22 protein-coding genes are annotated in these 21256 nt (G+C 68.9%); 5 read left to right on the top strand and 17 right to left on the bottom strand.

All coding sequences use genetic code 11. The features are described 5' to 3' along the window. Positions 1-80 precede the first annotated feature (80 nt). Positions 81-983 carry an SAM-dependent methyltransferase gene (locus tag OO69_RS21810; protein WP_033282416.1) on the bottom strand — a complete coding sequence of 301 codons (903 nt, stop codon included), beginning with the start codon at positions 981-983 and terminating at the stop codon, positions 81-83. Positions 984-1257: 274 nt separating this feature from the next. On the opposite strand from OO69_RS21810, the gene OO69_RS52535 reads away from it, so the two are divergent. Continuing rightward, positions 1258-1431, top strand: a complete 174-nt coding sequence (locus tag OO69_RS52535; protein WP_199810998.1) for a hypothetical protein — start codon at positions 1258-1260, stop codon at positions 1429-1431. Positions 1432-1470: 39 nt separating this feature from the next. Here OO69_RS52535 and OO69_RS21805 read toward each other — a convergent pair whose 3' ends face one another. The 7 genes from OO69_RS21805 to OO69_RS21775 form a co-directional block, all read right to left on the bottom strand. Then, entirely contained in the window at positions 1471-1845 is a 375-nt protein-coding gene (locus tag OO69_RS21805; protein ID WP_033282415.1) for a DUF805 domain-containing protein, read from the bottom strand. A gap of 256 nt (positions 1846-2101) precedes the next feature. Continuing rightward, positions 2102-3034: a porphobilinogen synthase gene (hemB, locus tag OO69_RS21800; RefSeq protein WP_033282414.1), complete on the bottom strand. Its 933-nt coding sequence runs from the start codon at positions 3032-3034 to the stop codon at positions 2102-2104. A gap of 141 nt (positions 3035-3175) precedes the next feature. Beyond that, positions 3176-4882: a uroporphyrinogen-III synthase gene (locus OO69_RS21795; RefSeq protein WP_078652519.1), complete on the bottom strand. Its 1707-nt coding sequence runs from the start codon at positions 4880-4882 to the stop codon at positions 3176-3178. Further along, the gene (hemC, locus tag OO69_RS21790) at positions 4879-5838 is read right to left on the bottom strand and encodes a hydroxymethylbilane synthase (RefSeq protein WP_078652518.1); all 960 of its coding nucleotides are present in this window, start codon (positions 5836-5838) and stop codon (positions 4879-4881) included. The genes OO69_RS21795 and hemC overlap by 4 nt, the downstream gene beginning before the upstream one ends. Continuing rightward, positions 5835-7535, bottom strand: coding sequence for a glutamyl-tRNA reductase (locus OO69_RS21785; protein WP_033282411.1), 1701 nt, complete (start codon positions 7533-7535; stop codon positions 5835-5837). The genes hemC and OO69_RS21785 overlap by 4 nt, the downstream gene beginning before the upstream one ends. Next, on the bottom strand, positions 7532-8293 hold the full coding sequence (locus tag OO69_RS21780) for a redox-sensing transcriptional repressor Rex (RefSeq protein WP_033282410.1): 762 nt from the start codon (positions 8291-8293) through the stop codon (positions 7532-7534). The genes OO69_RS21785 and OO69_RS21780 overlap by 4 nt, the downstream gene beginning before the upstream one ends. A 247-nt stretch (positions 8294-8540) precedes the next feature. Continuing rightward, positions 8541-8789, bottom strand: a complete 249-nt coding sequence (locus OO69_RS21775; protein ID WP_033282409.1) for a glutaredoxin family protein — start codon at positions 8787-8789, stop codon at positions 8541-8543. 105 nt (positions 8790-8894) lie between these two features. Here OO69_RS21775 and OO69_RS21770 point away from each other — a divergent pair, with 105 nt between their 5' ends. From OO69_RS21770 to OO69_RS21760, 3 genes are all read left to right on the top strand, one after another. Further along, the gene (locus OO69_RS21770; RefSeq protein WP_051801142.1) at positions 8895-9839 is read left to right on the top strand and encodes an HAD family hydrolase; all 945 of its coding nucleotides are present in this window, start codon (positions 8895-8897) and stop codon (positions 9837-9839) included. Positions 9840-10154: 315 nt separating this feature from the next. Next, positions 10155-10928 (top strand): ECF subfamily RNA polymerase sigma factor, BldN family, encoded by a 774-nt coding sequence (locus OO69_RS21765; RefSeq protein ID WP_026151088.1) that lies wholly within the window; start codon positions 10155-10157, stop codon positions 10926-10928. A 235-nt stretch (positions 10929-11163) separates the two neighbouring features. Next, positions 11164-12378, top strand: a complete 1215-nt coding sequence (locus OO69_RS21760; protein WP_033282408.1) for a DUF5667 domain-containing protein — start codon at positions 11164-11166, stop codon at positions 12376-12378. A 111-nt stretch (positions 12379-12489) separates the two neighbouring features. Here OO69_RS21760 and OO69_RS21755 read toward each other — a convergent pair whose 3' ends face one another. From OO69_RS21755 to OO69_RS21740, 5 genes are all read right to left on the bottom strand, one after another. Further along, on the bottom strand, positions 12490-13560 hold the full coding sequence (locus OO69_RS21755) for a lysophospholipid acyltransferase family protein (RefSeq protein WP_033282407.1): 1071 nt from the start codon (positions 13558-13560) through the stop codon (positions 12490-12492). Positions 13561-13574: 14 nt separating this feature from the next. Continuing rightward, on the bottom strand, positions 13575-14636 hold the full coding sequence (locus OO69_RS21750) for an NAD-dependent epimerase/dehydratase family protein (protein ID WP_033282406.1): 1062 nt from the start codon (positions 14634-14636) through the stop codon (positions 13575-13577). Between the two features lie 168 nt (positions 14637-14804). Beyond that, complete coding sequence (locus OO69_RS50265) at positions 14805-14903, bottom strand: 30S ribosomal protein bS22 (RefSeq protein ID WP_003948845.1); 99 nt, start codon at positions 14901-14903, stop codon at positions 14805-14807. A gap of 111 nt (positions 14904-15014) precedes the next feature. Further along, on the bottom strand, positions 15015-15227 hold the full coding sequence (locus OO69_RS21745; protein ID WP_004984898.1) for a helix-turn-helix domain-containing protein: 213 nt from the start codon (positions 15225-15227) through the stop codon (positions 15015-15017). A 139-nt stretch (positions 15228-15366) separates the two neighbouring features. Next, positions 15367-16182, bottom strand: coding sequence for a phosphatase (locus tag OO69_RS21740; RefSeq protein WP_033282569.1), 816 nt, complete (start codon positions 16180-16182; stop codon positions 15367-15369). 203 nt (positions 16183-16385) lie between these two features. On the opposite strand from OO69_RS21740, the gene OO69_RS21735 reads away from it, so the two are divergent. Next, a complete protein-coding gene (locus OO69_RS21735) occupies positions 16386-16820 on the top strand; it encodes a hypothetical protein (protein ID WP_063744456.1) in 435 nt (144 codons plus the stop codon). Positions 16821-17310: 490 nt separating this feature from the next. Here the strand turns inward: OO69_RS21735 and OO69_RS21730 are convergent, their stop codons facing one another. From OO69_RS21730 to OO69_RS21715, 4 genes are all read right to left on the bottom strand, one after another. Further along, positions 17311-18483, bottom strand: a complete 1173-nt coding sequence (locus tag OO69_RS21730; protein WP_033282405.1) for an acetoin utilization protein AcuC — start codon at positions 18481-18483, stop codon at positions 17311-17313. Further along, complete coding sequence (locus OO69_RS21725) at positions 18434-19645, bottom strand: MFS transporter (protein ID WP_033282404.1); 1212 nt, start codon at positions 19643-19645, stop codon at positions 18434-18436. The genes OO69_RS21730 and OO69_RS21725 overlap by 50 nt, the downstream gene beginning before the upstream one ends. Positions 19646-19712: 67 nt before the next feature. Further along, positions 19713-20408, bottom strand: a complete 696-nt coding sequence (locus OO69_RS21720; protein ID WP_033282403.1) for a VC0807 family protein — start codon at positions 20406-20408, stop codon at positions 19713-19715. 93 nt (positions 20409-20501) lie between these two features. Next, positions 20502-21146 (bottom strand): HAD family hydrolase, encoded by a 645-nt coding sequence (locus tag OO69_RS21715; RefSeq protein WP_033282402.1) that lies wholly within the window; start codon positions 21144-21146, stop codon positions 20502-20504. Between the last annotated feature and the right edge of the window lie 110 nt (positions 21147-21256).

Genomic DNA, 21256 nt, shown 5'->3' with positions numbered 1-21256 from the left:
GGACAGCGTAGGAAGGTAGGTGCCGCCTACAAACAGGTTTCCGCGATCCGGACGGACACCCCCGCCCCGAGCCCCCGGCGTCAGGCCTTCTTGCCGGTCGCCCCATAGACGTTGATGTCGTCGTCGGTCACGTCGTTGATGTCCCGGTAGGTGATCTTCTCGATGTCGTCGAGACTCTCGAAATACGCCTGCTCGACCACCGGCGGCGCGGGCGCCGGACCGGGGTGCCACTTGTGCGCCGGGACGACACCGGGCTCGTCCAGGGTGACGCCCGGGGTCTCGGTGAAGAGCCGCTCGACCTCGTCCTTGGACCGGAATACGAAGGTGAACCCCCGCTCCGTGTAGGTCCGTTGGACCGCCCGGGCCGGGATCGGGTGCATCTCGTCGGTCAGATGACTGAGCACGAGGTGGCTGCCGGACGGCAGCACGTCCACCAGTTCACGCACCAGCGGATACGCCTCCTCGTCCTCCACGAAGTGCAGGATCGCCACCAGCAGCAGGGCGATCGGCTCGTTGAAGTCGAGGGTCTTGGCGGCCTGTTCGAGGATGTCGGCCGGGCGGCGCAGATCGGCGTCGATGTAGTCGGTACGGCCCTCGGGACTGCTCGTGAGCAGCGCGCGGGCGTGCGCGAGGACCACCGGGTCGTTGTCGACGTAGACGATCCGCGACTCGGGCTCGATGCCCTGCGCGATCTGGTGCACGTTCTCCGCGGTGGGCAGCCCGGTGCCGATGTCGAGGAACTGGCGCACCCCGTGCTCCTGCGACAGCCGGGTCACGGCGCGGCGCATGAAGTCGCGGTTGTGCCGTACGTCGAGATACCCGCGCGGGTTGGCGGCGAGCGCGGCGGCCGCGGCCTCGCGGTCGACGGGGTAGTTGTCCTTGCCGCCGAGGAAGACGTCGTAGACGCGGGCCGGGTGGGCCTTGCTGGTGTCGATCCTCCTTCTCAGCTCGGCGGGGTCTTGGCTGAGGGCGTCACCGGGCATGCGCGTCTCCCAGAAGAGTGGGTCATTCAAAGGGCAACAAGAGCAGTGGCCAACAACCTAACTCCCGCCGGGACTTGATGGTGCCCAAGTCCGGGGGGACGGCCCCCACCGCCCTTCCCGGCGTCCCGCGACGTGCCCGCACCAACCGACATCCCCGCAGGTCAGCGCGGCCGGGACGGTCCCGGCGTCCCGAATCCGGCGACAGCCGTAGACCGGACCCCGCGCGACCGCCCAAGCTGCACCCGATGACGCTTCGCTTCCAGAGGGGGACCCCATGCCCGCCCGCACCGCCCGCACCGGCACCCGCATCCGCGTCCTGGCCACCACGGCGGCCGTACTCACCGCGCTGCTGCTGCTCTCGGGATGCAAGGACGGCATGGGCGTACGCGACGAAGGCCCGTCCGGCGTGAGCCCCACGTCGTCGGTGTCGACGGGGGCCACGCCCTGACGGGCCTCGTGGCGGGTGCGATCAGAACGACCCGTGCGATCAGACGTGCGCCGGGATCCCGGCGGCTTCCTTCGGGTTCGGGCCGTACTCGTTCGCGCCGGGGGCGCTGTCCGTGCAGTTGAACACCAGCAGGGTGATGGGACCGGCGATCGGGACGATGTAGAAGAACAGCCACCAGCCGGAGCGGCCGATGTCGTGCAGACGACGGACGCTGACACCCAGGCCGGGCAGCAGGAGGGCGACGTAGTAGAGGCCCACCAGACCGAAGAGGGCCGGCGCCTTGGTCACGAGCGCGAGGACGACCAGCACGAGGGCGATGATCGCGAAGAAGAGACCGAACTGCCAGTACTCCTTGCGACGCGCGCGCCCGCTGAATACCGCGTACTTCTTCAGTGCCTCGATGAAATAGCTCATGGTGTCCCCCAGGGATCGACGTTCGGACCATCCAGAACGGATCAGGCCAGGCGCAGAAGGTAAGGACACTGATGCGGACGCGTCAAATCCGCATAAGTACCGGACACAAGGCCGCCAACCGGGACACAACTCCCCACACCCATCAGCGATTTCACGCCAGACCCTACCGAGGGAGGGAACCGAGATCACCCCGACGCCGGAACGATCTCCAAGCGTTGCCAATTGACGGATGTTCAGCGGGCGTTCGACGGTCGGGTCAGCGCAGCTTCTGCGCCGCCTCCACCGCCCAGTACGTGAGGATGTTCCGCGCCCCGGCCCGCTTGATCCCGGTGAGCGCCTCGAAGATCGCCTGGTCCCGGTCGATCCAGCCCTTCTCGGCGGCGGCCTCGATCATCGAGTACTCGCCGGAGATCTGATACGCGGCGACGGGCACGTCCGAGACCTCGGCGACCTTGGCCAGGATGTCGAGGTAGGGCCCGGCCGGCTTGACCATCACCATGTCGGCCCCCTCCTCCAGGTCGAGCGCCAACTCCCGCATCGCGTCCCGCGCGTTGGCCGGGTCCTGCTGATACGTCTTGCGGTCCCCTTTCAACGAGGACCCGACCGCCTCACGAAACGGCCCGAAGAACGCCGACGCGTACTTGACGGTGTAGGCGAGGATCGCCACGTCCTCCCGCCCGATCTGGTCGAGCGCGTCCCGGACGACCCCGATCTGCCCGTCCATCATCCCGCTGGGCCCGACGACATGGGCCCCGGCATCGGCCTGCACCTGGGCCATCTCGGCATACCGCTCAAGGGTCGCGTCATTGTCGACGCGCCCGAACTCGTCCAGCACCCCGCAATGCCCATGATCGGTGGTCTCATCAAGACACAGATCGGACATGACGAGCAGTTCGTCCCCGACCTCGGCCCGCACATCGCGCAGGGCCACCTGCAGAATCCCGTCGGGATCGGTGCCCGCCGTCCCCAGGGCATCCTTCTTGGACTCCTCCGGCACCCCGAAAAGCATGATCCCGGAGATCCCAGCGGCAACAGCCTCAGCGGCGGCCTTCTTCAGACTGTCCCGGGTGTGCTGCACAACCCCGGGCATGGCCCCGATCGGCACCGGCTCACTGACCCCCTCCCGCACAAACGCCGGGAGGATGAAGTCGGCCGGGTGCAAGCGCGTCTCAGCGACCATCCGCCGCATGACGGGGCTGGTCGTTTGAGGACGAGGCCGTCCAGGCCGAAGCGGGGGTCTGGGGGCGCAGCCCCCAGGGATGGGACGGGTAGGGGCGGCGGGGGCGAAAAATCCCCGCGACCCCCGCCCCCACTCACCGCAACCGAACCCTCAGGTCGTCCGACGCCGCCGAGCCCCAGGCCGACGCTCACTGGGCCGGGTAACAGGATCCCCCGCCTCCTGAGCCGCCGCCCGCCTACGCAACCCGAAGTTCGCCAACGCCTCGGCCAACTTGTGCACAGACGGCTCCGGAGCCATCACATCCACCCGAAGCCCATGCTCCTCGGCCGTCTTCGCCGTAGCAGGACCAATACACGCGATCACGGTCACGTTGTGCGGCTTCCCGGCGATCCCCACCAGGTTCCGCACAGTGGAAGAGGACGTGAAGAGAACGGCGTCAAACCCGCCCCCCTTGATCGCCTCCCGCGTATCCGCCGGCGGCGGCGACGCCCGCACGGTCCGATAGGCGGTCACGTCATCCACCTCCCACCCGAGCTCGATCAGCCCGGCGACGAGAGTCTCCGTAGCGATGTCCGCACGGGGCAGGAACACCCGGTCGATCGGATCAAAAACGGGGTCATAGGGAGGCCAGTCCTCAAGCAACCCGGCCGCGGACTGCTCCCCACTCGGCACCAGATCCGGCTTCACACCAAAGGCAACCAGCGCCTTGGCCGTCGACTCCCCGACCGCGGCGACCTTGATCCCGGCGAACGCCCGCGCATCAAGCCCGTACTCCTCGAACTTCTCCCGCACGGCCTTGACCGCGTTCACAGAGGTGAAAGCGATCCACTCGTACCGTCCGGTCACGAGCCCCTTGACCGCCCGCTCCATCTGCTGCGGCGTCCGCGGCGGCTCGACGGCGATCGTAGGCACCTCGTGCGGAACAGCCCCGTACGACCTCAACTGGTCGGAGAGCGAAGCCGCCTGCTCCTTCGTACGCGGCACGAGCACCTTCCAGCCGAACAACGGCTTGGACTCGAACCACGACAACTGGTCGCGCTGCGCGGCGGCGGACCGCTCACCGACCACGGCTATCACCGGCCGGCCGCCATCAGGGGACGGCAGCACCTTCGCCTGCTTCAGCGTCTGCGCGATCGTCCCGAGCGTCGCGGACCAGGTCCGCTGACGAGTGGTCGTACCAGCCACTGTGACGGTCATAGGCGTATCAGGCTTACGACCCGCAGCGACAAGCTCACCGGCGGCCGAAGCCACCGAGTCCAGGGACGTAGACACGACCACCGTGCCGTCCGACGCCCCCACCTCCGTCCAGCACCGGTCCGACGCGGTACGGGCGTCCACGAACCGGACGTCCGCGCCCTGCGCGTCCCGCAGCGGGACACCGGCATACGCGGGCACGCCGACGGCCGCCGCGACACCCGGGACGACCTCGAAAGGCACACCCGCGGCGACACAGGCGAGCATTTCCTCGGCGGCGTACGTATCTAGTCCGGGGTCGCCGGACACCGCACGCACGACCCGCCTGCCGCCCCGCGCGGCCTCCATGACAAGATGTGCCGCATCCCGCACAGCGGGTAGGCCAACGGTTGTTGACGCACCGTCAACAACCGTTAGTTGAGGCGTGCCTGTGCCCGGGAACGAGTCCGAAGAAGGACCCGGATCCGGATGCACGACGGCTACGCCGGGTCGGGCGTGCGCACGTACGACGTCGAGCACCTCGTGCTCGGCGACGAGAACGTCCGCGTTCGCCAGCGCCTCTACGGCGCGCAGTGTGAGCAGTCCCGGATCTCCGGGTCCGGCACCCAGGAAGGTGACGTGCCCGTGTTCCGGACCGGCGGCGGGAAGAGTGGTGGGGCTCACTTGGCTTGCTCCCCCATCAGACCGGCCGCGCCCTGGGCAAGCATCTCGGCGGCGAGTTCGCGACCGAGCGCCAGTGCTTGGTCATGCGTCTCGGGCACGGGACCGGTGGTGGACAGCTGCACCGTACGCGAACCGTCGGTCGTGCCGACTATTCCGCGCAGGCGCATTTCCTTGACAATCTGCCCGTCGGCCAGCAGGTCGGCCAGCGCGCCCACAGGGGCGGAGCAGCCGGCCTCCAGGGCGGCGAGCAGGGACCTTTCGGCGGTCACGGCGACCCGCGTGAACGGGTCGTCGAGCTCACCGAGAGCCGCGATCAGGTCCGCGTTGTCCGCGGCACACTCGATCGCCAGGGCCCCCTGGCCGGGGGCGGGCAAAATCGTGTCGACCGACAGGAAGTCGGTCACGTCGTCGAGGCGGCCGATCCGGCTGAGTCCGGCGGCGGCCAGGACCACGGCGTCCAGCTCACCGTCCCGGACGAAGCCGACGCGGGTGTCGATGTTCCCGCGGATCGGGACCGTCTCGATGTCGAGGCCGTGGCTGCGCGCGTACGCGTTCAGCTGGGCCGTGCGCCGCGGGGAGCCCGTACCGATGCGCGCCCCGCGGGGCAGGTCGGTGAACTTCAGGGCGTCCCGGGCGACGATGACGTCACGCGGGTCCTCGCGCTCCGGTACGGCGGCGAGCACCAGCTCGTCCGGCTGCGTGGTCGGCAGGTCCTTCAGCGAATGAACCGCGAAGTCGACCTCACCGCCGAGCAGCGCGTCCCGCAGCGCGGTCACGAAGACCCCGGTGCCGCCGATCTGGGCGAGGTGCTCGCGGGAGGTGTCGCCGTAGGTGGTGATCTCGACGAGCTCGACGGGCCGTCCGGTCACCTGGCTCACGGCGTCCGCCACCAACCCGGACTGGGCCAGGGCGAGTCTGCTCCGCCTGGTCCCGAGCCTCAAAGCCTTGCTACTCATGCTGGCCCTCGGTTCTTGCTGATCTCAGAGTCTTCTACGGCCCGGGAGACGGAGGCCACCGTCTCCTGGTCGAGGTCGAACAGGGTGCGCAGCGCGTCCGCGTACCCGGCGCCGCCGGGCTCGGCCGCGAGCTGCTTGACCCGTACGGTCGGCGCGTGCAGCAGCTTGTCGACGACGCGTCGCACGGTCTGGGTGATCTCCGCGCGGTGCTTGTCGTCGAGGCCGGGCAGCCGTCCGTCGAGCCGGGCGATCTCACCCGCGACGACCTCGGCGGCCATGGCGCGCAGGGCGACCACGGTCGGCGTGATGTGCGCGGCCCGCTGGGCTGCCCCGAAGGCCGCGACCTCGTCGGAGACGATACGCCGGACCGCGTCCACGTCCGCAGCCATCGGGGCGTCCGCGGAGGCCTCGGCGAGCGACTCGATGTCCACCAGCCGCACTCCGGCCAGCCGGTGCACGGCCGCGTCGACGTCCCGCGGCATCGCGAGGTCGAGGAGCGACAACACCGGCGCGGGGCGCGGGATGTGGGCCACGGGCTCGGGCCTGCGCCGCTCGGGAATGCGCCCGACGGTCGCGGCCATGGTGGCGAGTTCGGTGATGAGCTCGGCCTCGGGCGTGCTCCGGGCCGCCTCGCGCCGGTCGACGGCGCTGCCGCCGACCCAGGCCGCGTGCTGCTCCAGCGTCGCCGCGTCCATCCCGGCCACGGCGGCCTCCCCCATCACGGAGAAGCCACTCGCCCCCTGCACCGCGGACAGGTCCAGCGGACACCCGTCCTCACTCCCGACGGAGGTCGGCGGAAGCTCTTCGCGCACGACGTCCGCTACGGCCGTACGACCGACGGTGGCGTCCGGTGAGACCCGGCCCTCGACCGCTCCGGCGACCGCGTCGGCCGTCAGGACCAGGCCCGTGGCGCCCGTGCAGGACACGGCCACATCGGCACGTGTCAGCTCGAACGGCACCGAATCCATCGGTACCGCGCGGGCGGACACGTCCGTTTCGGGGCTCTCCGTGATGATCTGGGCGAGCCGCTCGGCGCGGTCGGAGGTGCGGTTGGCGACGACGATCTCGGCGACCCCGGCACGCGCGAGGGTCGCGGCGGCCAGCGACGACATGGAACCGGCGCCGATGACCAGGGCGCGTTTCCCCTTGGCCCAGGCCTCAACTGCCGTACCGGAAGAGAGCTGTTGAAGGCCGAAGGTGACCAGGGACTGGCCCGCGCGGTCGATGCCGGTCTCCGAGTGGGCGCGCTTGCCGACGCGGAGGGCCTGCTGGAACAGCTCGTTCAACAGCCGCCCGGCGGAGTGCAGTTCCTGCGCCTTGGCGAGGGAGTCCTTGATCTGGCCGAGGATCTGGCCCTCGCCGACGACCATCGAGTCGAGGCCGCAGGCCACCGAGAAGAGGTGGTGGACGGCCCGGTCCTCGTAGTGCACGTAGAGATAACGAGTGAGCTCGTCCAGTCCGACGCCGCTGTGCTGGGCGAGCAGCGTGGACAACTCCGCGACGCCCGCGTGGAACTTGTCCACGTCGGCGTAGAGCTCGATGCGGTTGCAGGTGGCCAACACCGCGGCCTCGGCGGCCGGTTCGGCGGCGACCGTGTCCTGGAGGAGCTTGAACTGGGCGTCCGCGTTCAGCGTGGCCCGCTCCAGGAGACTGACCGGCGCGCTGCGGTGGCTCAGCCCGACGACGAGGAGACTCATGCCGGCATCACGGCGGGGACGTCCCCGTCAGGGCCCTGCTCGGCGGAGTCGCCGCGGCGCTTGGCGGCCGGGTGCGCCGCCTCGTTGGCGGCCTCCTCGCCGGCTTTGCGCTGCTCGTGGAAGGCGAGGATCTGCAGCTCGATCGAGAGGTCGACCTTGCGGACGTCGACGCCGTCCGGGACGGTCAGCACGGTCGGCGCGAAGTTCAGGATGGACGTCACACCGGCGGCCACGAGCCGGTCGCAGACCGGCTGGGCGGCACCGGCAGGGGTCGCGATGACGCCGATGGAGACGCCGTTGTCGCTGATGATCTTTTCCAGCTCGTCCGAGTGCTGCACCGGGATGCCCGCGACGGGCTTGCCGGCCATCGCCGGGTCCGCGTCGATGAGGGCGGCGACCCGGAAGCCGCGGGAGGCGAACCCGCCGTAGTTGGCGAGGGCGGCGCCGAGGTTGCCGATACCGACGATCACGACCGGCCAGTCCTGGGTCAGGCCCAGCTCGCGGGAGATCTGGTAGACGAGGTACTCGACGTCGTAGCCCACACCGCGGGTGCCGTAGGAACCGAGGTACGAGAAGTCCTTGCGCAGCTTCGCGGAGTTGACCCCGGCGGCGGCCGCGAGCTCCTCGGAGGAGACCGTGGGCACCGAGCGCTCCGAGAGTCCGGTCAGCGCGCGGAGGTACAGCGGGAGACGGGCGACGGTGGCCTCGGGAATCCCTCGGCTACGGCTCGCCGGTCGGTGAGTTCGGCCAGTTGCCACGGTGCTCCTGCGGGTAGAGCGGGGCTGTGGGCGGTCACACGTACCCAGACCGCCCCGTCGGAAGCAGGCTATGTCTTTGTGAACGCGTGCACAAAGATGGTGTCCGATTTGCCCGGCCAACGTGACCGGGGTCACGCACACGCGTCCCAGCCGTATTCCAGGGGGCAAAACCGCCACACTCCTCGTAATTCCCGCCCCCGAGACCAAACCGCCGTCGATCCTAAGCGACGTTCGGGTGCGCGTTGAACTACTTGGTCAGTTCCCGGCGCAGGCGGGCCTCGTCCACCCGCCAGAAGGTGTGCTGTTTCCCATCGATGAGGACGACCGGAATCTGCTCCCAGTACTCGTCGTGCAGCCGCTGGTCCTCCGTGATGTCCTTCTCCTCCCAGGGGACCCCGAGGTCGGCGCAGACCTTCTCCACGACGAGCTGCGCGTCCTCGCACAGATGACAGCCGGGCTTGCGGATGAGGGTGACGAGATGACTCATGCACACCATTCTCGCGCCACCGGTGCACTTCTTTAACGGCCCGGTCGCGGAGAGTTCACAGCCTCCGAACCTCTCGGCTCCGGAACCACCGAACAAACTGGCTATGCTCACGACATGGCCGCTCTCGGATGGCTCACTCCCCGTAGGCGCTCCGCCACGGCGCGGAGCGTGTTGGCAGGCGAGGCCTCTGCGGAGGCAGCGCGCAAGTCGTCGCAGGACGCGCAGGACATACAGGATGCCCGCGCGGACGAAAAAGCGACGGAGGAACCGGAGTTCCCGGTCCTCGGCGACGACAGAGCGGCCGCGTTCTTCGACCTGGACAACACCGTCATGCAGGGCGCGTCGATCTTCCACTTCGGCCGGGGCCTGTACAAGCGGAAGTTCTTCGAGACCCGCGACCTCGCCCGATTCGCCTGGCAGCAGGCCTGGTTCAGGCTCGCCGGCTTCGAGGACCCCGAGCACATGCAGGAGGCGCGCGACTCCGCGCTGTCCATCGTCAAGGGCCACCGCGTCGCCGAACTCCAGTCGATCGGCGAGGAGATCTACGACGAGTACATGGCCGAGCGCATCTGGCCCGGCACCCGCGCCCTCGCCGAGGCGCACCTGGCCGCCGGTCAGAAGGTGTGGCTCGTCACAGCGGCCCCGGTGGAGATCGCCAATGTGATCGCCCGCCGCCTCGGCCTCACCGGCGCGCTCGGCACGGTCGCGGAGTCCGTCGACGGCGTCTATACGGGCAAGTTGGTCGGCGAACCCCTGCACGGCCCCGCGAAGGCGGAGGCGGTAAGGGCGTTGGCGGCGGCGGAGGGCCTGGACCTGTCCCGCTGCGCCGCGTACAGCGACTCGCACAACGACATCCCGATGCTCTCGCTGGTCGGGCACCCCTACGCCATCAACCCGGACTCCAAGCTGCGCAAGCACGCGCGGGAGTTGGACTGGCGGCTGCGCGACTACCGCACGGCCCGCCGCGCGGCCAAGGTCGGCATCCCGGCGGCGGCCGGCGTGGGCGCGGTGGCGGGCGGCACGGCCGCGGCGATCGCATTGCACCGCCGACGCCGGTGACGCGGTAAACACAGCCAATCCACGGGTCGTACCCGCGTAACCCCCTGTCCAGTCACGTTGGCTGCACACGGCCACAACACGCCCCGGTCCCTGACTGAATTCGGACCGTTCTGATCAACAACCGGTCACTCTGCGGTACTTGATCGGGCGCCAACCGGTTACAGAAGCGACGTAATCGATGATTTGAGCAACTGGGTGTAGCAGTGCCTGCACGAAGCGTTATTCTCCTCAGACGCAATCCGGTACCCCTCCGTCGCTACGACGGGTGAATGTTCCGGTACTGCACGTGATGGAAGCTCTGCCTCTGGGAGTCCCGTGTACCCACACGTCGGGGTTGACGCCTCGGGCCTGGCTACGCTGCGCGCAACGGTCCAAGACCTGTTGCGCGGCTTCGTCCCCACCGCGTACGCCGTCCCCGCCGCCTTCGCCACCACCGCACCCGTAGGCCCGTGCTATGCACTGGCCGACGGCGGCGCGGCTGTTGGCAGACGAGGGCGCTCGGCCGGCGCCGCCACCGCACGCCGTCCGGCCGCTGACAGCGACAGCGCCCGGATGATGGACCTCGTGGAGCGTGCCCAGGCCGGCGAAGCCGACGCCTTCGGCCGCCTCTACGACCAGTACAGCGACACTGTGTACCGGTACATCTACTACCGAGTGGGAGGCAAAGCCACCGCCGAGGACCTCACCAGCGAGACCTTTCTGCGCGCCCTGCGCCGCATCGGCACGTTCACCTATCAGGGTCGTGACTTCGGCGCCTGGCTGGTGACAATCGCCCGCAACCTGGTAGCCGACCACTTCAAGTCGAGCCGCTTCCGGCTGGAAGTGACCACCGGCGAGATGCTCGACGCCAACGAGGTCGAGCGCTCCCCCGAGGACTCCGTACTGGAGTCCCTGTCGAACGCCGCACTGCTCGACGCCGTACGGCGGCTCAACCCGCAGCAGCAGGAGTGCGTCACGCTCCGCTTCCTGCAGGGCCTCTCCGTCGCGGAGACCGCCCGCGTGATGGGCAAGAACGAGGGTGCGATCAAGACCCTCCAGTACCGGGCCGTGCGCACTCTCGCCCGGCTCCTCCCGGACGACGCCCGCTGACGGCATACGCTCGGTAACGCCCAACTCGCGCTCAGTGAAAGTCCGTTGAGTTCGCGGTCGGATCATCCGTCGTCCGTAACCCAAGTGCCGCGCCACTCGTTGTGCGGGATACAGGCTCCCTGTGGTCACGACCTGACCCTCCCCGATCACTCGATCGTGTGGATGCGGTCAGGCTGTGCAACCCTCAGGACCCCCTGGGGAGTCGACCGTCATGACGCGAGAGGAGGTGCCGCCAGTGATCGCGAACGTATCGGCGCACCGGCGGGCGAACGCCTTCGCCCAGGCCCTGGAAGAGGAGCAGTCCGACCAGGGCACGGCGGCCGAGCAGTCCGAAGGACCGGCCCCGGCCCCGGCTGCTGCGGAACAGACCGAGCAGGGCCGCATGCTGGCCTTCGCCGCAGGTCTCGGCGAGCTGCCCAAACCCGTGCTGGACCCCGAGGTCAAGGTGGTCCAGCGGGCTCAGCTGGTCGCCGCGTTCGAGGCCATGCTGCAAGGCGAGGCACCCGGACCCTCGGTACCGGAGCAGCGCTCCCCCCGGTCTCGGGGTGCGCACCGGGCCACCGGTCTGGGCAAGCTGCGGCCGCGCACCCGGCTCACCAAGGGCCTCGCGGCCGGCGGACTGAGCGTCGGGGTCGCGGCGGGTGCCTTCGGCGGAGTGGCCGCGGCGAGCTCGGGCGCCCTGCCCGGTGACTCGCTCTACGGCCTGAAGCGCGGCATCGAGGACTTCAAGCTCAACTACCTGTCCGACGGCGACGACCAGCGCGGTGTGGCCTACCTCGACCAGGCGTCCAACCGCCTGAGCGAGGCACGCCGGCTGATCGAGCGGGACCGCGGCGGCCACCTCGACCACGAGCAGCTCGGCGAGATCCGCCGCACGCTGTCCGGGATGACGCACGACGCGTCCGAGGGCCACCGCCTGCTGCACGAGGCGTACGAGCAGGACCCGAACTCGCTGGGCCCCATCCAGGCCCTCTCCGCGTTCTCCCGCTCGCACCGCGAGGCCTGGGGCGCCCTGCGCGACCGCCTCCCCGTCCAGCTCGGCGACGTCAGCGACCAGGTCTCCTCGGTCTTCGACGCCATAGACGAAGAGGTCGCCCCGCTCCAGTCGCTGCTGCCCCAGCCCCCGGCGACAACCCCCGGCACCGGCAAACACCGCGCTCCGGACCGGACCTCCCCGGGCAGCTCCACCGACACCCACCGCTCGACGACCCCGAGCACGACCGACGGCTCCTCGGAGACCAGCCACTCCAGCACCCCGAGCTCGTCCGCCACCACCGGCGACGGCCTCCTCGGCGGCAACACGGGCGGCCTCCTGGATCCCCCGAAGGCCTCCGGCACGGAGTCCCCGTCCGCGAGCAAGCCATCGATCACCGAGCCGGACGTCACGCTGCCACCACTGCTGCCGGGCTTGCTGCCGGGCCTGGGCATCGACAGCGAGGACGCGAACTAACCCGATGGGCGCCCCTCCAACGAGGGGCGCCCATGTCTTTTGCTTTTAGGGGCGCGGGGAACTGCGCGACCAGCCCCCACCGACCCGCAGCCAAAAAACTGCGGAACCAAGCTAAAAGAACACCGACCGCCGCTGCACCAGCAACTTGTACAACGTGTGCTGAATCTGCTCCCTCACCTGATCGGTCAGGTTGAACATCAGCATCGGATCCTCGGCGGCCTCCGGCGGATAACCATCCGTAGGGATCGGCTCCCCGAACTGGATCGTCCACTTCGTCGGGAGCGGGATCGCACCCAGCGGCCCCAGCCAGGGGAACGTAGGCGTGATCGGAAAGTACGGGAACCCCAGAACCCGGGCCAACGTCTTCGAGTTGCCGATCATCGGGTAGATCTCCTCGGCCCCGACGATCGAGCACGGAATGATCGGCGTCCCCTTGCGCAACGCGGTGGAGACGAACCCGCCCCGCCCGAACCGCTGGAGCTTGTAGCGCTCACTGAACGGCTTGCCGATCCCCTTGAAGCCCTCCGGCATCACACCGACCAACTCCCCCCGCCCCAGCAGCCGTTCGGCATCCTCCGCACAGGCAAGGGTGTGACCGGCCTTGCGGGCGAGTTCGTTGACCACCGGGAGCATGAAGACGAGGTCCGCCGCGAGGAGCCGCAGGTGCCGCCCCGCCGGGTGGTTGTCGTGGACGGCGATCTGCATCATCACGCCGTCCAGCGGCAGCGTCCCGGAGTGGTTGGCGACGATCAGCGCGCCGCCCTCCGCCGGGATGTTCTCGATGCCCTTGACCTCGACCCGGAAGTACTTCTCGTACAGCGGGCGCAGCGCCGGCATCAGGACCTCGTCGGTGAGCTCCTCGTCGTAGCCGAAGTCGTCGACCTCGTAGTCCCCGGTGAGCCGGCGCCGCAGGAACGACAGGCCGTGGGCGACCCGGCGTTCCAGGGCGCTCTGGAGGCTCTGGATCTCCTCGGCCTGCGGCTTCTCCGGCTCATGTTCCTCACGCGTCACAGGAACATCATCCTGCGCGAAGTCCCGCCCCGGCAGGGACTGGACCTCACGGACCAGCGCGGGCTCGCCGTTCTTGCGCCGGTTCCCCGTGCTCCGGCGCCGCTGCGGCCGCTGCACGCCGTTGGCGCGGGACCGGTCGTCGTCGAACGGAATGACCTTGGCATCCGCCATCGTTGATGCGCTCCTCAGTTGGCGCTCGGCGTCGGGGGGTGGCCGCTGTCCGGCCGGGACAGCGCGGCGATCCGGTCGACGGCCCCCGCGAGGACCTCCGGCGGCAGCAGCCCCGGGCCCTGGCTGCGCGCGAAGTCCGCGAAGGTCTCGGCGGTCGTGTACCTCGGCTTGTACCCCAGCGTCTCGCGCATCTGCACCGTCGACACGACCCGGCCGTGGGTGAGCAGCCGGATCTGCTCCGGGGAGAAGTCCGTCATGCCCAGCGTACGCACCAGGGAACCGGCCCAGGTGACCGCCGGCAGCAGCAGCGGCACGGTCGGGCGGCCCAGGCGCCGCGAGCACTGGGAGAGCAGCAGGACGCCGTCCCCGGCGATGTTGAAGGTGCCGCTGTTGAGCGTGCCCCGCTCCGGGTCGTGCGAGGCGATCCGCAGGACGTCGATCACGTCGTCCTCGTGCACGAACTGCAGCCGCGGGTCGTAGCCGAACACGGTCGGCAGGACCGGCAGCGAGAAGTACGACGCGAGCGGTGAATCGGCCGTAGGACCAAGGATGTTGGCGAAGCGGAGCACGCACACGGCGACGTCGGGGCGGCGGCGGGCGAAGCCGCGGACGTAGCCCTCGACCTCGACGGTGTCCTTCGCGAAGCCGCCGCTCGGCAGGGACTTCGGCGGGGTGCCCTCGGTGAAGACGGCCGGGTCGCGCGGGGCGGAGCCGTAGACGTTCGTGCTGGACTTCACCACCAGGCGCTTGACGACCGGTGACTTCTGGCAGGCGCCGAGCAGCTGCATGGTGCCGATGACGTTGGTCTCCTTGACCGTGGTCCGGCTGCCGCTGCCCAGGGCGGTGCCCGTCACGTCCATGTGGACGACCGTGTCGGCGCCCGACTCGGCGAGCACCCGCGCGATGGTGGGCTGCCGGATGTCGGCCTGGATGAACTCCGCGCCCCCGAGATGGTGCCCGGGCGGAACCGCGTCCACGGCGATCACCCGGTCGACCCGCGGATCCCGCTGGATCCGACGTACGAACCGGCCCCCCAGCTGACGGGCCACTCCGGTCACGAGCACGACCTTCCCCAAGATCAGCGCCTTCCTTCTGAGTTACCCGTGTGCGGCCAACCTAGCGGTTAGGTGTTGCGCTGTGATGACCGCATGACCGCCTGACCGACGGAAGTCCGGAACAAAACTGTGGCCCCCCACCGAATTCGGTGGGGGGCCACAGGAGACGCTCTCGCGGCGCCGCGTCGCCTACTTCTTGTTACGACGCTGCACGCGCGTGCGCTTCAGCAGCTTGCGGTGCTTCTTCTTAGCCATCCGCTTGCGCCGCTTCTTGATAACAGAGCCCACGACTACCCTCGCTCACTTCTCATCACTCGGTGCTGGGCATCATGGGCCCATACGACCTACAAGGGGCCAGCCTACCCGTCCGAGCGCTGAGGTCGTAATCGAGGTATCGCCTCAGGCTGTCTCCACCCCCACATAACTCTCGCGAAGGTACTCGTGTACCGCTTGCTCGGGGACGCGGAAGGACCGCCCCACCCGGATAGCGGGCAGATGACCGCTGTGCACCAACCGGTACACGGTCATCTTCGACACTCGCATCACCGAGGCGACCTCCGCCACGGTAAGGAACTGAACCTCGTTCAGAGGCCTCTCGCCAGCTGCAGCCATGACACACCTGAACCTTCCGCACTCGACGGTCACCGGCTTCCCCTTCCGGTGACTCTTCGTCGTTGCGTGCTCACTCCCCAATGTAGGGGCGTGTGATGCGAGTGGGGAAGAGGTGCACCCATCGGCGGCCATCGGCGGCCTACTGTGACAGACACGCTCGATTGAGTACGTAGCGGGTAAGCGGCCGGTAGTAAGCGGACCGCACGGCGTCATCAAGTGGAACGACGACGGACACCGACCCCTCGGCCTCCCCCACGAAGAGCGCGGGGTCGTCCGTATCGGCCAACCCAATAGCCTCAAACCCCAGCTGACCTGCCCCGCAGACCCATCCGTGGTCCCCGATCACCAGCTCCGGAAGCGCCCCGCCGGCCTCCGCCGCCGCACCCAGCACGGTACGAACCGGCAGCGGCGAGTGCGTGTGTGCGCCGGGCTCACGACCGGAGCGTTCGGGGCCCGGTTCGCGGACGAGCGCGACGCCGTGTACGTAGTCAAGGTTGTACGTGCGTAGACCGAACCGGGTCGTTATGTCGACAGAGAGACCCTGCGCAGGGGTGAGAACAGCACATCCCGCCGCCGACAAGGCGTCCGCCAACGCGGCGTAGAACCCGAGCAGTCGATGCGGATGCCCGGTCCCGAGAAGCACGGCCCCACTCCGCTCCGCTACCTCCCCCAACCGATCGGCGAAGGCGTCCAAAGCGATCAACGTCCGCTCGGGATCGATCACATCATGCCCGGAAGTGTGCGTCGGGTCGGCCGAAACCCCACACTTGTCCGCCATCAACCCGATCAAGTCCCTCTCCCCCCACGTCCATTCGGGATCGAGTCCGATCAGCACCCGGGGGTCCCGCGCGGCGAAGGCGCGATAACTCCGCAGACTCTCCTCCCGCGAGGTGGCCACGGGCCCGGCCAGCCGCGCGGCCAGCAGATGGGCGCGGAGGGCGCCGGTGCTCAACACGAGGGTGATGGTGACGGACGGCGGCCCCGGCCACGGCCGGAACCCCGGAAACACCGCGCGGTTGGCGTAACACCGGTGACAGGACGGTGACACAACGGACCACAACTGTCGTACGGCTCCCCGGGTCTCACCTTGCGTGGGGCGGAACGACCAACCGTCCCAAGCGAGTTGACCGACACATCACCACCTGGGGGAACACCATGATGAAGCTGTCCCGTCGCACGACAACCGCCGCCGCACTCACCGTCCTGGCCCTCGCCGGCACGGCGGCCGCCACGGCCCCGGCATCGGCGGCAACCACGACCAAGGCGGCAGCCGCCGCCACCTACAACGGCGCCTGCGGCACCGGCTACAAGGTCATCGACTCCACGCCGGTCGGCAACTCCGGCAAGGTCTTCGTCACCTGGAACGAGTCCACCGGCAAGAACTGCGCCGTGACCGTCCGCAACGCCGTCGGCACCAGGATCAACATGGCGGTGACCCTGGACGCCCTAGGCAACTCGGACGACCCGTCCGTCGACTCCGGTACGTACACGAGCTACGCCGGCCCGGTCTACGTCGACGGCCGCGACTCCTGCATCGCCTGGGGAGGCACGATCGGCAACGCGTCGGCAGAGGACTCGGGCCACTGCGGCTGACGGACGAACGCCGGGGAGACGGACGCACGAAATCCGGGGGGACTGACCCAAGAACGCCGGGGAGACTGACGCACGAAATTCGGGCGGACTGACGCACGAGACCCGGGAGGCCAGACGCAAGAACGCCGGGGAGACTGACACACGAACGCCGGGGTCCTGACGCAAGAACGCCGGGCGGGCTGACGCATGAACGCCGGGGGCGGTTTGACCAGCCGTCCCCGGCGGCCACAACTCAGCGCCGCCCGGCGTGACTTGATACGGGCGGCGCCTCTTCAACGCAGGCCGGCAATTCCAGCCAGCCCGGCATGACCTGACACAGGCGGCGCCTCTTCAACGCAGGCCGGCACTATCCAGCCGTTTGAGGACGAGGCCGTCCAGGCCGAAGCGGGGGTCTGGGGGCGCAGCCCCCAGGGATGGGACGGGTAGGGGCGGCGGGGGCGAAAAATCCCCGCGACACCCACCCCCACCCACCCGCACATCCCCCGCAGACCTACGCCAACAACCCCCGCAACGGAAACACCGCCCGCCGAGTAGCCAGAACAGCCTGGTCAAGCCGATCCGCGGGGTCGTACCCCGACTCCCACTCGGCGTACGCCACAGGCCACCGCCCATCAGTCATCCGCTGCGGCCCCAACTCCCGCGTCCGAGCAAACACTTCCTGCCGCCACCCCTCAGGAATCACCGCCTCCGGCGCGATCTCCCGCCCCGCAGCGATCGCGACGAGATGCGTCCACGACCGCGGCACCACCTCCACCACGGCATAACCACCCCCACCCAGCGCGACCCACTTCCCGTCGGCGTACTCGTGCGCAAGCTCATGACACGCCACCTGCACAGCCCGCTGCGCATCCAACGACACCGCAAGATGAGCAAGCGGATCCTCGAAATGCGTATCGGCCCCATGCTGCGAAACCAGCACCTGCGGCCGAAAATCCGCGATCAACTCCGGTACGACAGCGTGAAACGCCCGCAACCACCCCGCGTCCCCGGTCCCGGCAGGCAACGCCACATTGACCGCGGAGCCCTCCCCCTTCCCGGCCCCGGTCTCCTCCGGCCACCCGGTCTGCGGGAACAACGTCCGAGGATGCTCATGCAGGGAGATCGTCAACACCCGCGGGTCCTCCCAGAACGCGGCCTGGACCCCGTCCCCGTGATGCACATCCACATCGACGTACGCGACCCGCTCGGCCCCGAGCTCCAACAGCCGGGCAATGGCCAACGAGGCGTCGTTGTAAATACAGAACCCGGAAGCAGCCCCAGGCATCGCATGATGCAGCCCACCCGAGAAGTTCACGGCATGCAGAGCGTCCCCGCCCCACACAGCTTCCGCCGCCCCCACCGACTGCCCGGCGATCAGCGCCGACACCTCATGCATCCCGGCAAAGGCAGGATCATCCATCGTGCCCAGCCCATACGCCCCGTCGGCCGACTCCGGATCAGCCGAGGCCGCCTTCACCGCCTCGACGTAGTCCTCCCGATGGACCAGCCGCAACGTCGAATCACCAGCGGCCTTGGCCGCCACCACGTCCACAACCTCATCCAGCCCGAAGGCGTCGACGAGTCTCCGGGTCAGGGCGAGCCGGACCGGGTCCATCGGATGGTCCCGGCCGAAGTCATAGCCCGTTACTGCCTCGTCCCACATCAGCTGTGCGCGCCCGCTCATGCCCGTCACCGTACCGGCCCGCCTGCGGCGCGAACGAGCGGGCGTACACCAACGTCACCAGCACCAACACCATCGGCACGAGCATCGCCCCGCGATAACTCCAGGCATCGCCCAGCGCCCCCACCAACGGCGAACCGATCAGAAACCCCACGTAATTGAACACATTGAGCCGCGCGATGGCCGTATCCGAAGCCCCCGGGAACAACCGCCCGGCCGCAGCAAAGGTCTGCGGCACCAGCACACACAACCCGAGCCCCAGCAACGTGAACCCGAGCATCCCGACCCCGGCCCCCGGCGCCACGGCCACCACGGCGAACCCCACCGCGGCCACCACAGCCCCCAGCCGCACCACCGCCACCGCCCCGAACCGCCGCACGCCCAGGTCCCCGATCCCCCGCCCGACCAGGCACATCACCATGTAGACGTTGTACGGAACAGTCGCCACCTGCTCCGAACTCCCCAGCACGTCCTTCAGATACTTCGCACTCCAGTTGGAGACGGTCGAGTCCCCGATATAGGCGAAGGTCATCACCAGACACAACGGCAGCAGCAACTTGAAAACAAGCGGCCCAGCCTCCGCGCCCTCCACCTCGCTCCCCGGCGCACCCCCGTCGACGTACCACCGACTCCCCACCAGCGCGGCGGGCAACAACACCACCACGACCGGCAGATACGACACCCACAACGCGAGATGCCAGTGCGCCCCGGCCCAGGCCAGCGAGGCCCCCACGATCCCGCCCAGGCTGTACGCGGCATGGAAACTGAGCATGATGCTTCGCCCGTACGTCCGCTGAAGGCTCACCCCGAGCATGTTCATCGAGGCATCCAGCGCACCCACCCCGAGCCCGAACGCGCCCAGGGCGACGGCCAGTTCGGCCATGCTGTCGCCCGCCCCGACCCCGAGCAGCGCCAGGAGGACGACGGGCTGGGACCAGCGCAGCAGCACGCTGGGCCGTATTCGCTTCACGAGTTGCTCGGTGGTCACGCTCCCGACCCCGGCGAGGATCGGCACGGCGGCCAGGAAGACGGGCAGCAGTCCGTCCGAGACCCCGTACCGGTCCTGGATCGCCGGGATGCGTGTCACGAGCAGCGCGAAGGTGGCGCCCTGAGCGAAGAAGCTGAACGCCAAAGAGGCCCTACCGCGCCGCAGCACATCTGTCATGGCGGCGAGCGTAAGGGCCCCGGCGTACTCGTGGGTAGATCCAGCCAAAGATGAATTCTGCTCAGCTTTACCGAGCGGCGACCAGCGAGGGCATCACCGCAGGTACGGGGGCGTCCCCGGCCTTCAGCTCCGCGTCGATCATCTCCGCCATCGGCCCGACGGCGACACCGCCACTGACCACGGACGTCACGGCGATCGTGCCGATCATCACGACCGTGCCGAGCCACACCATGGTGTCCACGGGCAGCGTGTACACGCCGACCACCCGCGCGACGCACTCCGCGAGCAGCATCACACCCCACACCAGCGAGAACCGCCGTTCGGCCCGCCGAAAGGCCACCGACCCGCTCAACAGCCGCTCGAACGCGGCCTCCCGCTCCGGGTTGCCCTTCACCAGGAAGGGCTTCATCCCGGCGGTCATCATCGGCTTACCCATCATCACGGACACGAGGATCCCGATCCCCACGACACTGCTGATCCCACTGTCCTTCGCGAGCATCAGCCGCGGATCACCGGCCACGAGGCTGAGCAGCAGCCCGACGACGTTCACGAAGAGGATGAGCACGGCGAACGCGTTGACCGTCCGCTCCGCGACGACCCCCCACACGGTCCGCACCGCCGGCACGACACTGCTCCACCCCAGCGCCGCCACCGTGCCCATCCCGAACCCGCTCTTCAGCAGGTAGTACGACCCGATCGGCACCGCCACATCCGCGAGGAGCGGCCCGAAGTTCTTCTTCATGGAGCCCGTGTTCGTCGTCATGCCCTCAGCTTGCCGCGAGGCCCCGACCCACCAGTAGAACCGATCGTCCGGACCTCGGCATGACAAATGTCAGCGCCCCGATGCTGCCCGAGGTCATTCCAACAGGTCAGCCAACTGCCCCATGTCACCAAAGAGTTGAGTGACCCCGGAGAGCCGCTCAGCAGGAGTCATGGCAGTGAACCCATACACATCCATCCCAGCAGCAACAGCCGCCTGCACCCCAAGCGGACTGTCCTCTACGACGACACACCGCTCCGGCGCGACACCCATCCGCTCGGCCGCGTACAGGAAGAGATCCGGCGCGGGCTTCCCCCGCCCCACGTCCTCGGAGCTGAACACCCACTCCTCCTCGAACCACTCGTCCAGCCCCGTCGTCCGATGCCCCACCCGAATCCGCTCATGGCTCCCGGACGAGGCCACGCAGTACGGCACCCCGTCCGCGACCAGCCTCTCCAGCAGGTCGACGGCCCCGGCGACCGGCTTCAACTCCCGCTCGAACGCGGCGAACACGCGGGCGTGGAAGACATCGTCGAAGTCGTCCGGCAACCGCTGCCCGGTCCGCTCCTCGACGAGATCGTGGACGCGGTGCATCGCGGAGCCCATGTAGTCACGGAGGGACTCCTCGTAGGAGGTCGGGTGCCCGAGCTCGGTGAGATAGCTGGCCAGGAGCCTGTTGGAGATCGGCTCACTGTCGACGAGGACACCGTCGTTGTCGAAGATCACGAGGTCATAGCGCATACCACTGAGCCTAAACGCAGAAAACCCCCGTACCGAATTAACGGTACGGGGGTTTTCGCAATATTTGTTCGGCGGCGTCCTACTCTCCCACAGGGTCCCCCCTGCAGTAC

Source organism: Streptomyces sp. NRRL F-525 (genome assembly GCF_000716605.1).
Classification (GTDB): Bacteria; Actinomycetota; Actinomycetes; order Streptomycetales; family Streptomycetaceae; genus Streptomyces.
This window is presented reverse-complemented; position numbering and strand designations above follow the sequence as displayed.